Annotated in this window: 13 protein-coding genes; 9 read left to right on the forward strand and 4 right to left on the reverse strand. The window is 74.1% G+C overall.

Annotated features, from left to right (window positions below; genetic code table 11):
• Nucleotides 1–59: 59 nt before the first annotated feature.
• The 4 genes from AB0F56_RS28960 to AB0F56_RS28975 form a co-directional block, all read right to left on the reverse strand.
• The gene (locus tag AB0F56_RS28960) at nucleotides 60–1,052 is read right to left on the reverse strand and encodes a hypothetical protein (protein ID WP_362014711.1); all 993 of its coding nucleotides are present in this window, start codon (nucleotides 1,050–1,052) and stop codon (nucleotides 60–62) included.
• A 349-nt stretch (nucleotides 1,053–1,401) separates the two neighbouring features.
• Entirely contained in the window at nucleotides 1,402–1,665 is a 264-nt protein-coding gene (locus tag AB0F56_RS28965) for a hypothetical protein (RefSeq protein ID WP_362014712.1), read from the reverse strand.
• A 271-nt stretch (nucleotides 1,666–1,936) separates the two neighbouring features.
• Nucleotides 1,937–2,674 carry a hypothetical protein gene (locus AB0F56_RS28970; RefSeq protein WP_362014714.1) on the reverse strand — a complete coding sequence of 246 codons (738 nt, stop codon included), beginning with the start codon at nucleotides 2,672–2,674 and terminating at the stop codon, nucleotides 1,937–1,939.
• A 259-nt stretch (nucleotides 2,675–2,933) separates the two neighbouring features.
• Entirely contained in the window at nucleotides 2,934–3,173 is a 240-nt protein-coding gene (locus AB0F56_RS28975; RefSeq protein ID WP_362014715.1) for a chaplin, read from the reverse strand.
• Between the two features lie 382 nt (nucleotides 3,174–3,555).
• Between AB0F56_RS28975 and AB0F56_RS28980 the strand changes: the two genes are divergently transcribed.
• From AB0F56_RS28980 to AB0F56_RS29020, 9 genes are read left to right on the forward strand one after another with little or no spacing between them, the layout of a single operon-like run.
• On the forward strand, nucleotides 3,556–4,617 hold the full coding sequence (locus AB0F56_RS28980) for a DUF3344 domain-containing protein (RefSeq protein WP_362014716.1): 1,062 nt from the start codon (nucleotides 3,556–3,558) through the stop codon (nucleotides 4,615–4,617).
• Between the two features lies 1 nt (nucleotide 4,618).
• Nucleotides 4,619–5,740: a glycosyltransferase gene (locus AB0F56_RS28985; protein WP_362014717.1), complete on the forward strand. Its 1,122-nt coding sequence runs from the start codon at nucleotides 4,619–4,621 to the stop codon at nucleotides 5,738–5,740.
• Nucleotides 5,737–7,176 (forward strand): sugar transferase, encoded by a 1,440-nt coding sequence (locus tag AB0F56_RS28990; protein ID WP_362014718.1) that lies wholly within the window; start codon nucleotides 5,737–5,739, stop codon nucleotides 7,174–7,176. Before AB0F56_RS28985 ends, AB0F56_RS28990 begins: the two co-directional genes overlap by 4 nt.
• Before the next feature lie 2 nt (nucleotides 7,177–7,178).
• Complete coding sequence (locus AB0F56_RS28995) at nucleotides 7,179–8,489, forward strand: O-antigen ligase family protein (protein ID WP_362014720.1); 1,311 nt, start codon at nucleotides 7,179–7,181, stop codon at nucleotides 8,487–8,489.
• Nucleotides 8,482–10,470, forward strand: coding sequence for a lipid II flippase MurJ (locus AB0F56_RS29000; RefSeq protein ID WP_362014722.1), 1,989 nt, complete (start codon nucleotides 8,482–8,484; stop codon nucleotides 10,468–10,470). Before AB0F56_RS28995 ends, AB0F56_RS29000 begins: the two co-directional genes overlap by 8 nt.
• The gene (locus AB0F56_RS29005; protein WP_362014724.1) at nucleotides 10,367–11,155 is read left to right on the forward strand and encodes a polysaccharide deacetylase family protein; all 789 of its coding nucleotides are present in this window, start codon (nucleotides 10,367–10,369) and stop codon (nucleotides 11,153–11,155) included. Before AB0F56_RS29000 ends, AB0F56_RS29005 begins: the two co-directional genes overlap by 104 nt.
• On the forward strand, nucleotides 11,152–12,285 hold the full coding sequence (locus AB0F56_RS29010) for a glycosyltransferase (RefSeq protein ID WP_362014726.1): 1,134 nt from the start codon (nucleotides 11,152–11,154) through the stop codon (nucleotides 12,283–12,285). Before AB0F56_RS29005 ends, AB0F56_RS29010 begins: the two co-directional genes overlap by 4 nt.
• 26 nt (nucleotides 12,286–12,311) lie before the next feature.
• A complete protein-coding gene (locus AB0F56_RS29015) occupies nucleotides 12,312–12,983 on the forward strand; it encodes a lipopolysaccharide biosynthesis protein (protein WP_362014728.1) in 672 nt (223 codons plus the stop codon).
• A gap of 26 nt (nucleotides 12,984–13,009) precedes the next feature.
• Entirely contained in the window at nucleotides 13,010–14,158 is a 1,149-nt protein-coding gene (locus tag AB0F56_RS29020) for a GNAT family N-acetyltransferase (protein WP_362014730.1), read from the forward strand.
• The last annotated feature ends 141 nt before the right edge of the window (nucleotides 14,159–14,299 follow it).

Raw genomic sequence — 14,299 nt, forward strand, 5'->3', positions numbered from 1 at the left:
AAGGCCCCCACCGGTGAGGGCGGGGACCTTCGTTGACGTTCCGTCAGCACTCCGTACGGTCAGCCCTGCCGCCGCCCGGCACGGACGATGCGACCGCCCCGCAGATGGAGGACGGTTCCCCCGACGAGCAACGCGGCACTGACGGCCCCCGCCCCCATGGCCGAGACGTCACTCCCGGTGTCGGGCAACTGCGGCTTGTCGGGCGTCGTCGGCTCGCCGGGACCCCCGGGGTGCTGAGGGGTGTCGGGGGTGTCGGGGTTCTGCGGGTGATCGGGGGTGTCGGGCGTGTCCGGGTTCCCGGGGGTGTCGGGGTTCCCGGGGTGATCCGGAGTCCCCGGAGTGTCCGGGTTCCCGGGGGTGTCCGGCTTCCCGGGCGTGTCCGGGTTGTTCGGGGTCTCCGGAGGCTTCGGGTGATCCGGGTTGCCAGGCGTGTCCGGAGTCCCGGGCTGGTCCGGGTTGTTCGGGGTCTCCGGGGGCTTGGGGTGATCCGGATGATCCGGGTTCCCCGGGGTCTCCGGAGGCTTGGGGTGATCCGGGTTGTTCGGCATCTCCGGGTGATCCGGGTTCCCCGGAGTGTCCGGCGTCCCGGGGGTATCCGGGTTCCCAGGGTGATCCGGGTGGTCCGGGTTGCTGGGGTTCTCCGGGTGATCGGGGCTATCCGGGTTCCCGGGGTGCTCCGGGTTCCCGGGGTGCTCCGGGTTGCCAGGGTGCTCCGGGTGGTCCGGGTTTCCCGGAGACTCCGGGGGCTTGGGGGTTTCCCCGTCGGGACCTTCGGGGGTGTCCCCGTAGCCGCCGGGGTCGTCGGCGTCGCCGTTGGCCGTGGTGGTGCAGGCGTCGGCGAGCGCCGCCTGCGCCGCCGCGGTCAACTGCCTCGCGTCGTGGCCGCACAGGCTCGCCGGAAGGGGGACCTGAAGGTGCCGGCCCACGCTCGGCTCAAGGGAATCGCCCGCGGCGCCCGGGGAGTTCGCCGCCATGGCCACGCCGCCGGTCAGCGACAGGATGCCCGTCGTGGCCGCGGCGGTGAACAGCTTCCGGCTGATGATGGATCGCATACCGCTCTTCCTCTGGAGAAGGAGACCGGCGGGGGATCCCCCTCGCTCCGACCGGCCTGTCCGCGCACTCGGTGCGTCAGTCACACAGGGACTGGTTACGGAACGTCAGGCTCGGGAACCGGGCCGACCTTCCGTGGGGGGTCGGCGCGAGCCTATGGAGCGGCACACTTCGGGGGCCGGGACCACACGGCGGCCGATCTGAAAATCATTCGATCAGCCGATCACGGTGGGTACCGACACACGCCCGGGCGCCGGGCGGAGCGAGGGGTCTGTCCAGGAGGGTCGGGACCGCTGGCGCGGTCCGCCGTTCTAGGGAAGTGCGCGGTGGGACGGTTCTGCTGAGAGTGCGTCAGCCACCGACGGGGAGGCCACCGAGGAGCGGCGCCTTCTGGGTCGTCTCGTTGAGCTGGTTCGCGGTGTCTCCCACCGTCTTGACCACGGAGCCGTCCGTGGTGCTGCTCAGCGCGTCCGTCTTCAGGCCCTCGCTGGCGAGGGTCGAGAGGCCACCGGTCAGGCCGGCGGGGGCCATCGCCTCGGCGGCCATGGCGGGCGCGGCGGCACCCAGGGCCATCACAGAACCGGCGACGATCGCGGCGACCTTGGTGGGCTTCATGAAATCGAGTCCTTCCTCATTGACGTCTCCGTGCAAGCAAGTCGCTTGCCGTACAGGCCTCTTGGCCGATTCCTGTACGTGGTTGTGTCTTCTGTAACGAGAGGTGCGCGCCCCGGAAACTCCGGGAGGAAGGATTTCTGCCCACTGCACTCGAATGACTGGACGCGGTCCTATTTCCGGACCGGACGGGGTCGACGCGGCCCCGGACGGCCGAACGCCGTGCCGTCCGGCGGGAAGCCGGGCGGCACGGCGTGGGTGGTGCGACCGGTGGCTACCCGGCGGGCAGCACCGGCGGCGTCACCGGCAGCTCGACGGGCGGGTCGACCGGGAGCTCGGGCACCTCGATCGGGAGCGCCGGCAGCGCCGGCAGGCCGGCGAGGTCGGGCGCGGGGAGCCCGGTGCCGAGGACCGTGGCGACGACCAGGTTGACCAGCGAGGTCAGGGTCGCGGTGACCTGCGGGACGACACCGGTGGCGTCGCCCGAGGTGACCGCGGCGAGCAGACCGGCGACGGCCTTCTCGATGGTCGCGAGGGCGTCGGCCACGATGTCGACCGGCGCGGCCTTCGCGGCACCCGCGGCGAGCGGCAGAGCCGGAGCCTGGACGCCCGGGGCCACCGCGGCCGGGGCCGCCGCAGCCGGGGCCTGGACCGCGGGAGCCGCCACGGTCGGCGCCTCGACCGCCGGCGCCGGGACGGTGCCCTTCGCGGCGTCGATGGCCGCCGTGATCTTGGCCTTGAGGGCCTCGGCGTCGGCGGCCGGGAGCTGGCCGTCGTCGGCGGCGAGGACGGCCGCGAGGAGCTCCGTGACCGGGGCGGTCACCGAACTCATGTCGCCCAGCGCCTTGGTCTGGGCGAGCAGGGCCGCCGCGTCCGGCAGGGGTGCCCGCGCGGCCGGGGCCGTGATGCGGGACGGGCGGTGGTCGTCGGCGAGGGCGGGTCCCGCCGTACCGAGAGTGATGGCGGCGGATATCGCCAGGGCCGTGAGGCGGCTGAGAGCCAGGGGACGCATGTGTGTTCCTTTTCCTTATGCGTCGGACAACAACACGACCACCGTGTCCTGCGCTCATAGCGCTCTGCAACGGGAGGACTACGGAGCGCCACCCCCTCCGTTCGGGTGAATCCACTGCGCTGACCTGGTCCTCCGAGGGGCGTACGCCGTTGCACCGGGCGGCGTACGAGGGTGCGTCCGAATGATGTAGAAGGCCGGCGCGCCGCCCCGGAAGGAGCGGCGCGCCGGCCTCGGAAGGACCACGATCCGGTGTGCGAGATCAGGCGTTGACGCAGGTGTTGCCGAAGGCCGGGTTCAGGGCGCCGATGACGCTGACGGTGTTGCCGCAGAGGTTGATCGGCACGTGCACCGGAACCTGGACCAGGTTGCCGGACAGGACGCCCGGGGACTTCACGGCCGCGCCCTCGGCGCCGGCGTCGGCAGTGGCGACACCGGCGGCACCCGCGACGGACGCGGCGACACCCACGGACAGGACTACAGCCTTCGCGATACGGGACATGGAGAAGCGCTCCTCGATTGTTGACAGACGGTTGAGACGGCACGGACGGTTTCGCCCGGCTCCTTCAACAACGCCCCGGCAATTCATCGGTTGCTCTCCCGAACGGGTGACGTTCAACCGATCTTTGGGCCATCGGAGGGTCATTCGAGCGTGTGGCCGAGAAATGGCGCAACACGCTCAACGAGGAAACTGCCGACGGGGTACGGGAGTTAGCGTTTCCGAGCATCTAATGCTTACTATCGCCCGGCGTCGGGGTTATAACGTTCCCGAACGTTGCTTCCGGTCCCGCCGCGCGTTGACGCTTTACGCGCGGTCGATATCTTCCTCGCCCCCGGTCTTCACGGGTGTTCCCTTGCTTCTCTCATCTAAGCGGAGAACCTCTATGCGGAATTCAGCGGTTCATGCTGTGCGCCGCGGCCTGTTGTGCGCCCTGTCGTGTGCGGCCCTGTCCGCCGCGCTGCCGGCCGTCGCCGCGCCCCAGCCCAAGGAAGCCCCCCGCGTCCCGTTCGCCCAGCGCTACCAGGCGGTCCAGCACGGGGGGATCGTCCGCGCCGCCAACACCTCGGCCACGGCCGCCAAGGACGCCACGAGCACGGCCACGCGCAACGACGCCTTCGCCATCGGGTACGTCGACGTGGACAGCGACCCCAACACGTACAACTCCAGTCGCGCCGAACTCCGGGTCCCCGAGGGCTCCCGGGTCAGCTACGCCCGGCTCTACTGGGGCGGGAACCTGAAGGTCGGCGAGCAGAAGCCGCACAAGGACAACGGCCGGGTCCTGATCGCCGAGCCGGGGGGCCAGTACAAGGCGGTCCTCGCCGACTCCACGATCGGCCACCGCACGGCGGACGGCGCCGACGCCTTCCAGGCCTCCGCCGACGTCACCGAACTCGTCCGTTCGGCCGAGGCCGGGATGTGGACGGTGGCCCAGGTGAACGTGGCCATGGGCCGTTCGGCGGTCGGCGGATGGGGTGGCTGGACGCTGGTCGTCGCGTACGAGAACGCGGCCGAACCGCTGCGCCGACTGGCTCTCTGGGACGGTTTCGAAACGATCGGTCCGAAGACCGGCGCACTGCGCGTCGGACTTGCGGAATCGGCTGTTCCGAAGGGTGCTTCGGGACAACTCGGGGTGGTCGCCTATGACGGTGACAGGGGCACTTCCGGGGATTACCTCGCCGTGGAAACGAGCCGGTCGAAGAGTGTCCTGCTCGCGGATTCCGCCAATTCCGCCGACGACGTGATGAACTCCAGCATCACCGATTTCGGAACCGGTCGGATCGAACGACTTCCGGCTCATCAGAACACCCTGGGGTACGACTCCGACGTCTTCGATCTGGGGGGAGCGCTGCGCCATGGAGCCGACCGATTCCACGTCCGCTTCGGCGCCCGCAAGGACACCGTCTGGCTCGGCGCGCTCTTCCTCCAGGCGGACGTCCGACGCTGACGTGCTGCCCTTCTCCGTTCTGCACGCGGTCCAGCCGGGTGACGGCGGGGTCGCGCGGGTCGTCGTCGACCTGGTCCGCGCCCAGCTCGGCGCGGGCCTTCGGGTCGCCGTCGCCTGCCCGCCGGGCACGGCGCTCGCCGAGGCCGTACGGGCCGAGGGCGCCGGGGTGTTCGACTGGCGGGCCGGGCGCGACCCGGGGCCCGGTCTGGTCCGGGAGACCCGCGACCTCGCTGCGGTGATCCGTACGGTCCGTCCCGCACTGGTCCACGCGCACAGCGCCAAGGCCGGCCTGTGCGCCCGACTCGCCCTGCGCGGGCGGGTTCCGACGGTGTATCAGCCGCACGCCTGGTCCTTCGAGGCGGTCGACGGCACGGTCGGCGCGCTCGCCCGACGCTGGGAGGTGTGGGCGGCGCGCTGGACCCACCGGATCGTCTGCGTCAGCGAGGCGGAGCGCCGTACCGGCGAGACGGCCGGGGTCCGGGCTCCGTGGTCGGTCGTCCACAACGGGGTCGACGTGGCGCGGTTCGCCCCGGACGGTCCCGCGGAGGCGGGGACGGACACCGGACCCACCGTCGTCTGTGTGGGGCGGCTCTGCCGGCAGAAGGGGCAGGACGTCCTGCTCGCCGCCTGGCCCGCCGTCCTCGAGCAGGTGCCCACCGCCCGGCTCGTGCTGGTCGGCGACGGGCCCGACGGGGAGCGGCTGCGGGCCGCTCCTCCGCCGTCCGTGAGTTTCACCGGCAATGTCGACGACACCGCGCCCTGGTACCGGGCGGCCGATCTCGTCGTGCTGCCGTCCCGTTGGGAGGGCATGGCGCTCGCGCCCCTGGAGGCGATGGCGAGCGGCCGGCCCGTCGTGGTCAGCGATGTCGACGGGGCCAGGGAGAGCCTCCCGCCCGGCCACGAACCGCTGTGCCTGGTCCCGCCCGAGGACCCGGCCGCCCTCGCCACTGCCGTCGGCCGCCTGCTCGGCCGGCCGGAGCAGCGGCGGACCCTGGGCCGCGAGGCCCATGAGCACGTACTCAGCAGATTCGATGTGCGGCGCACCGGCGCGGCCGTCGCGGACGTGTACCGCGAGCTGGCCGGAGTGCGGTGCACCGAGCACAGAGAGCCGATTTCGCCGTGACTACGGAAAGCACCAGCGTTCCTCCTTCATCGGGCCCGTGGCCCTCGGCGAGCCGGGGCAAGCTCCCCGGGCTCGCCTCCCTCGCGCCGCAGCGCGCCGGTTCCGACCGGCTCGCGCTGCCGCCGCGCCGCCCCGCGCCGCTGCGGTTCGCCGCCGTACCGCTGATCGCGGCGGACGGTCTTGCCGTGCTGCTCGCCGTCGGGCTGCTGCCCGAACCGCAGCGCGGACTCCCGCTGTTCCTGCTGGTCGCCGTGTGCGTGCTGGTCCTGGACGCGCGGGCGGGGCTGCACCGGCCGGGCGGTGCCCGGGCCGCCGTACTGGACGAACTGCCCGCGCTCGCCGCGCGGGCCGGGGTCGCCTGGTGCCTGACGGCGGCCGCGGTCGCCGCGGTCGCCCCCGACCGTGCCATCGGCCCCGGCGCGCTCTGCACGGCGTACGCGACGCAACTGGTCGCCGTCTGCGGGGCCCGTGCCGCGGTGCACGCCCTTCGGCGGCGTACGGCCCGGGCGCATCCGCGCTCGGCGCTTGTCGTCGGCGCGCCGGCGGCCGCCCGCGGGTTCTCGGCGGCGCTCGCGCAGCACCCGGAGTACGGCATCCGTCCGGTCGGGATCGTCGGTGCGCGCGCGGACGGGGAGCCGGGGCTTCCGGTCCTCTCCTCGACCGAGGAGATCCACCGGGCGGTCATCCAGAACACGGTGCGCGACGCGGTCTTCCTGACCGACGACACGAGCCTGGTGACGCTGTTCCAGCACTACGGCTGCACGACCTGGCGGGTGGGCGGCGAGGGCCGCGACGGGGCGATGAGCGACCACCTGTGGGGGTACGCCTGCCGCCGCGTGGTGCCGCTGGGCGAGCGGCCGGGGCTGACCGCGAAGCGCGCGCTCGACGTGGTCCTGGCCGGTCCTGCGCTCGCGCTGGCCCTGCCGGTGCTGCTGCTGTGCGCGCTGGCGGTCCGGCTCTCCGACGGGCCGGGGGTGCTGTTCCGGCAGGAGCGGGTGGGGCAGAACGGACGGCTGTTCACGCTGCTGAAGTTCCGTACGCTGCGCCCGGCCGACGAGACCGAGTCGGCGACCCGGTGGAGCGTCGCCAACGACGGGCGGATGAGCGCGGTCGGCGGCTTCCTGCGGAAGTCCTCGCTCGACGAGCTGCCGCAGCTGTGGAACGTGCTGCGCGGCGACATGAGCCTGGTCGGTCCGCGACCCGAACGGCCGTACTTCGTGGCCCAGTTCAGCCGGATCCACGCCGGATACGCGGACCGGCACCGGATGCCGGTCGGGCTGACCGGTCTGGCGCAGGTGCACGGGCTGCGCGGCGACACGTCCATCGAGGACCGCTGCCGTTTCGACAACCACTACATCGACCACTGGTCGCTCTGGCAGGACGTCCGGATTCTGCTGCGTACCGCGGCGGGCCTGGTCCGGCCGACGGGGAGCTGATGATGACGACGGCGGTGGCCGCGACGGCCGGGGTTCTGCCGGGAGCGGCCGGGACCGACGTACGGGAGTGGGCGCGCCGGGCCGGCGCGCTCTCCCCGGTCCTCGCGGTGATCGCGCTGCTGCTCGTCCCCGGCGGGGGCGGCGCGGAGGGCGGTACGGGCGGGACGGGGACGATCGCGGACGCGGCGTCGGGACTGCTCGTGCTCGTCTGCCTGGTGCGCGTGATGCGTTCCGGGGCGCGGCCGCTCAGCCGCGCGGCGGCGGTGGTGCTCGGGCTGCCGGTGCTCGGGATCTGCCTGGCGGCGATCACCTCGGGCGACCCGGCGGCGAGCCTGCCGGGCGTGGCGCGGTACGTGCAGATCTTCGTGCTCGTGCCGGCGGCGGTGCTGCTGATGATCCGCGACCGCAAGGACTTCGCGCTGGTCGCGTGGGCGCTGGTCGGCCTGGCGCTGCTGCAGGGCGCGGTCGGGGTCGTCCAGTACCTGACCGGGACGGGCGCTTCGTACCAGGGCGAGGACATCCGCGCGGTCGGGACCTTCGGCCCGACGGACGTGATGGGGATGGCGACGGTCGTCTCGTACGGGCTCGTCATCGTCACCGGGATCGCGCTGGGGAGCGGGCGGGGGCGAGCGCGGACCGCCGCCCTGGTCTGCGCCGGGCTGCTCTTCCTGCCCCTGGTCCTCTCCTTCAGCCGGGGCGCGTGGATCGCGACGGTGCTCGCGATCGCGATCCAGCTGGTGCTCTCGGGCCTTCGGCGGGCCGGACGGGTGGCGCTCGTCGTGGGCGCGCTCGGGGTGGTCCTGGTGGGCGGGCTCGGGGTGGGTTCGGCGATGGTGAAGGAGCGGGTCGCCAGCATCACGCAGGTGGCGGGCGCGCCGGACCAGTCGGTGACGGACCGGTACACGATGTGGGCGGCGGCCGGCCGGATGTGGGAGTCGGATCCGCTGACCGGGGTGGGTCTGAAGGGCTTCCCCGCGTACCGCGACTCGCACGCCTCGCTCGCGCTGTCCTCGGGCAGCGACACGGCGGGGGCGGGCGCGGCGTTCCGCAAGCAGCCCCTGCTCTCCCCGCACAACATGTACCTCCTCGTGCTGAGCGAGCAGGGCCTCCTCGGGCTTCTCGCGCTCGCGGGGAGCTGGTTCGCACTGCTCGTGGGCGCGGTGCGGCGGATGGGCCTGGTCGCGATCGGGCTGCTGTCGTGGCAGCTCATCGACTTCTTCTACGCGGACATCGGCGGCCCCTCGACGGTCCTGATGTCGGTCGTGCTCGGCCTGGCGGCCTGGTGGTCGCTGGCGGAGGTGAAACGTGCGTGACCCGTGGGGCGGTGAGACCGAGTCCACGGACCGGGTGCCGCCTCCGGAGACCCCCGGGGAGCCCGGGACGCCCGTGTGGGCGGACCCGTGGGCCCCGGGCGTCCGGCGCTGGGCGGGCACGACGGCCCACGTCCCTCCCGTCCCGTACGCCGCTCCGGCCCAGGCCACCGAGGCCGGCGCCCCCTCGGAGGCCGGCCTGCCGCCCGCTCTGACGTACCCCGACGACTGGCGGCCGCGCGCGCGGCGGGGCGACGTCCCCGGGCGGGGCGGCCCGGGTGGCCGCGCCCCCGTCCCCACCCCCGCGCCCAAGCAGGCACCCGCCCGGGGCCGGCACGGTGCGCCGAAGGCCGCCGGGGGCGGCGGGTTCCTGCGGCGGGCCGCCGCCGTGACCGCGGGGCTCACGGCCGCCGGGGCCCTCCTGGGACTCGTACGGGACCAGAGCCTCGCGCACTACTTCGGCGCCGGGGCCGAGACCGACGCGTTCCTGGTCGCCTGGACCGTGCCCGAGTTCGCGTCGACGCTGCTCATCGAGGACGCGATGGCGCTCATCCTCGTGCCCGCGTTCAGCCGCGCCCTGACCCGCAGGAGCGGCGCCGTCCGCGCCCTCGTACGCGCCACGCTGCCGCGGCTCGTGCTCGCCATGTCCGCGCTCGCCGGGGTCCTGATCCTCGCCGCGCCGCTGCTCGTCTCCGCGCTCGCGCCCGGCCTGCCCGACCCGAGCCTCGCCGTCGACTGCACCCGGCTCACCGCGACCTGCGTGCTGACCTTCGCGCTCGCCGGGTACTGCTCCGCCGCGCTGCGCGCCCACGGCTCGTTCCTGCCCCCGGCCGCCATCTACGTCGCGTACAACATCGGGATCATCGGCACGATCGTGGTGCTCCGTGAACCCTTCGGCGTACGGGCGGCGGCGGCCGGGGTCGCCGTCGGCGGCGCGCTGATGGTGGCGGTCCAGGCTCCGTACCTGATCCGGGAGTTGCGCGGCAGGCCGGGCGTTCCGCAGGGCGAGCGGTCCGGCGGCGACGGCCGTCTCCTGGTCCTCGGGCTGATCGCCCCCGTCATCGCCTTCACGGTCTGCCGCCAGTCGCAGATCCTCATCGAGCGCTTCCTGGCCTCGCCGCTCCCCTCGGGCTCCATCTCGCATCTGAACTACGCGCAGAAGGTCGCGCAGATGCCGATGATCCTGTCGCTGATGCTGTGCACGGTCTCCTTCCCCGTCGTCGCGCGCGCCATGGCGGCGGGCGACACGGGCGGCGCCAGGCGCCGCGTCGAGCGCGACCTGCTGCTCGCCGCGGTCGTCGTCCTGATCGGCACCTCGATCGTCATCGCGGCCGCCCCGCAGATCGTCGAAGTCCTCTTCCAGCGCGGCGCCTTCGACCGCGGCGACACCGACGCGACCGCCGCCGTGATGCGCGTCTACGCCCTCGGGCTGCTCGGCCAGACCACGGTCGGCACCCTGGTCCGCTGCTACTTCTCCGCCGCCCGCCCCCTCTGGTACCCGGCCGCCGCCATGGCCGCCGGACTCGCCCTGACCGCCGTCGCCGGGGTCCTCGGCGCCGGATGGTGGGGCGCCGTCGGCATCGCCGCCGCCAACGCCCTCGGGATCACCCTGACCGCCGTCCTCATGCTGCGCGGCGCGCACCGCCAGGCCATCCCGGTCCGGGTCCGCTACCTCGGCGAGGGGCTGCTGCGGCTCGCGACCGCCGCCGCCTGGGCCACCGGCGCCGGCTGGCTCTGCTCGGTCCTGATCACCCCCGCGCTGCTCGCCCTCACCGTCGCGAGCGCGGTCTGCGTCGGCGTCTTCCTGCTCTTCATCGCCTGCGCCGCCCATGCGCCCGACATCCCACCCCTCACCCGCACCGCATCCCGAAGGCTCGCCCATGCCCGCTGCCACGGCGCCCCCCACCGCCGCGATCCGTCGACTGCTGCCGAAGCCGCCCCCGTGGGTGGTGATGTACCACTCGATCGCCGACACCACGGATGACCCGTACCGGGTGACGGTCTCCCCCGTACGGTTCGCGCGGCAGCTGCACTGGCTGCGCGACCGGGGGCTGCGCGGGGTCTCCGTCCGCGAGCTGCTCGCCGCGCGCGCCGCGGGCCGCGCGAAGGGTCTTGTGGGCCTCACCTTCGACGACGGGTACGCCGACTTCGTCGAATCGGCGCTGCCGCTGCTGCGCCGCCACGACTTCACCGCCACCGTGTACGTCCTGCCCGGCCGGATCGGCGGCGAGAACGCCTGGGACGGCGAGGGCCCGCGCAAGCCGCTGCTCTCGGAGGACGGCATTCTGCGGGTCGCCGAGGCCGGCATGGAGATCGGTTCGCACGGCCTGCGGCACGTCTCGCTGCCCACCCTGGACGCGGCGACCCTCGCCCGGGAGACCGCGCGCAGCCGGGAGCTCCTGGAGGAGATCACGGGCGCGCCGGTGGACGGCTTCTGCTACCCGTACGGGGACGTCGACGCCCGCGCGGTCAGGGCCGTACGGAAGGCCGGGTACCGCTACGGCTGCGCCATCGACCCCGGCCCGCTGACCTGCGCGCACGCGCTGCCCCGCGTCCACATCGGCGAGGACGACACCCCCTGGCGGCTGACCGTCAAGCGGCTGCTGCACCCGCTGCGCCGCCGCCACCCGGACGACCTCGGGCTCGCCGCCCTCCAGGAGACGTCATGAAGGTCCTGCACATCATCACCGGCCTCGGGATCGGCGGCGCCGAGCAGCAGCTGCGGCTGATGCTGCGTCACCTGCCGGTGCGCAGCGAGGTCGTCACGCTCACCAACCCGGGACCGGTCGCCCGCGGCCTCGCGTCCGACGGGGTCCCGGTCACGCACCTCGGCATGGCCGGCAACCGGGACCTGGGCGCGCTGCCCCGGCTGGCGGGGATCGTCCGCAGGGGCGGGTACGACCTCGTCCACACGCACCTGTACCGGGCGTGCGTGTACGGCAGGCTCGCGGCCCGCCTCGGCGGGGTCCGTACGGTCCTGGCGACCGAGCACTCCCTCGGCGACACGCAGATCGAGGGCCGTCCGCTCTCCGCGGGCACCCGCGCGCTGTACCTGGCGAGCGAGCGGCTCGGCACGACGACGGTCGCCGTCTCGCCGAGCGTGGCCCGCCGGCTGGCCGACTGGGGCGTGCCGGGCCCCCGGATCGAGGTGGTGCCCAACGGCATCGACCGGGCGCGCTTCGCCTTCGACGAGACCGCGCGCCGCCTGACCCGGAAGCAGCTCGACCTGCCGGAGGACGCGTTCGTCGTCGGCGGGGTCGGCCGCCTCGCGCCCGGCAAGCGCTTCGACCGTCTCGTGGCGGCGGTGGCGGCGGTTCCGGAGGCTCGGCTGCTGCTCGTCGGGGAGGGCCCCGAACGCGAGCGGCTGCTCGCCGCGGCCCGTGAGGCCGGGGCCGCCGACCGGGTGCTGCTGACCGGCGCCTGCGAGGACCCGCCGCCCGCGGACTCCGCCGGGCCCGACCTGCCGTCGCTGCTCGCGGCGATGGACGTCTTCGTCTCCACCTCCCCCGACGAGACCTTCGGGCTCGCGGTCGTCGAAGCCCTCGCCGCCGGTCTTCCGGCGCTGTACGTGGCCTGCCCGGCCATCGACGACCTGGCGCCCGACGAGGCCCCGGGGGCCCGGCGCGTCGGCCGGTCCGTACCCGAACTCGTCTCCGCGCTGCGCGGCATCCGCGACGCCCGGCTCGCCCGGCTGCCGCAGCCCGCCGCCGCGCGCCGCTACGACATCGCGCACAGCGCACAGCAGTTGCTGTCCCTCTACGAACAGGCCGTCCACGGCACCCCTCCCCTCGCGAAGTGAGTCCACCGATGTCTCCCAAGTCCCCGATGAGCCCCCCGAGTCCCCGCCGCGCCCGGCTCACCGCCGCCGCCCGGCGCATCCCCCGCCGCCTCCTCGTGCTGCCCGCGTCCGTCCTGATCGGCGCGGCCCTCGGCGGGGGCTACGGGGTCGTGAAGACCCCGCAGTACGCGGCCACGAGCTACGTGATCGTGGTCCCCGGCGAGAAGTCCGACCCGGCCGCCGCGCTCGGCTTCGCCCAGGCGTACGGGCGGGTCGCCACCGACATCGCGGTGACCGGCGACGCGCAGGTGTGGGCGGGCGTCCCGGCCGCGACCCTGCGCCAGAGCGTGCAGGCGGCGACCTCCCCCGACGCGCCGATGATCTCGATCACCGCGCGGTCGACCACCCCCGCCAAGGCCGTCTCGATGGCGGACGGTGTGGCCCGCGCCCTGGTCCTCAACAGCACGCACGTCTCGGGGAGCACGGGCGTGAAGGTGGTGCAGTTCTCCCGCGCCACCAAGCCGGTGGCGCCCGTCTCGCCCTCGGCCACGCTCTCCGCGCTCGTCGGCGGCTGCGCGGGCGGTCTCCTGGGCGGCCTGGCGCTCCTCGTACGGCCGCAGCGCGCGGCACGCGCGGAGGCCCGGCACTCCCGGCAGACCACGGCCGCCGTGCCCGGGCCGACGGTCGCCAAGGAGCAGCCGGAACCGGAGACGGTGTGACGGGGGCCGGGGTTTCGGGGAGAGGCGTGAGAGGCGAGGTCTGCGCGGACGGCGCGGAGTTCGGCCGGCTCGCCGAACGCTGGGCGTCGCTGTACGCCCGCTGTTCGACGGCCACCCCGTTCCAGTCGCACTCCTGGCTGCACTCCTGGTGGGTGTCGTACGGCACCCCGGGCGCGCTGCGCGTGGTGCTCGTACGGCGGCAGGACGGCGAACTGGTCGCGGCGGCGCCCCTGATGCGCGCCCCGGGCCCGCTCCCGGTCCTCACCCAGCTCGGCGGCGCGATCACCGACTTCACGGACGTCCTGCTCGACGACGCGTGCCCGGAGGCGGCCCCCGCGCTCGCACGGGCGATGGCCCGGGCGGCGCGCGGGGCGGTGATCGATCTGCGCGAGGTCCGGCCCGGCGCGGCGGCGGAGCAGGTCTTCGCCCGGTGGCGGGGGCCGCGCCGGCGGCTGCCCGACTCGCTCTGTCTGGAACTGCCCGCCGTACCGATGGACGCCCTGCTCGAGCGGATTCCGTCGAGCAAGGCCCAGCGGGTGCGGGCGAAGCTGCGGAAGCTGGACGCGCTCGGGATCGACGAGCGGATCGTGCCGGGGGACGAGGTGCCGGACGCCCTCGACCGGCTCCTGAAGCTGCATCAGCTGCAGTGGCAGGGCCGGGGCGTGACCGTCGAGCACACCAGCGACCGGTTCGCCCAGCATCTCGCGCGGGCCGTACGGCCCATGGTCGAGCGCGGGGACGCGCGGGTGACGGAGTTCCGGCTCGGCGGGGACGTCGTCGCGGCGGACCTGACCCTGATGTCGCCGCGGCTCGCGGGCGGCTATCTGTACGGCGCGGATCCCGTGCTGCGCGAGCGGAAGGTCGACGTGGCGACGATGCTGCTGCGGCACGGCGCCCGGGAGACCAGCGCGAGCGGGCGGGCGACGCTGAGCATGCTGCGGGGCACCGAACCGTACAAGCAGCACTGGCGGCCGGAGACCGTCCCCAACCAGCGGCTGATGCTGGCGGGGAACGGTACGGCTCCGCTGCTGTGGCTGCGCGCGGGCGCGGCGGACGGCAGGCGCTGGGCGGCCCGGCAGGCGCGGGAGCGGGCCTGGGTCGGGCGGGCGCTCGGGCGGCTGCCGGGACCGCTCCGAGGCCGGCTCCCGGGACGGGCCGACGGCGGCGGGGGATGATCTCCTCCGCCGCCGTCGGGGGTGGGCGTCAGAAGGGCCAGTCGTCGCTGTCCAGGAGGTCCTCCCAGGCGTCGTTGACCTCGGCTTCGACCTCGTCCTTCCAGTTCATCTCGACCTTGGGGACGCAGACCTTGCCACCGG

It is taken from the genome of Streptomyces sp. NPDC026092 (assembly GCF_040638605.1).
In the GTDB taxonomy this organism is placed as follows: Bacteria; Actinomycetota; Actinomycetes; order Streptomycetales; family Streptomycetaceae; genus Streptomyces.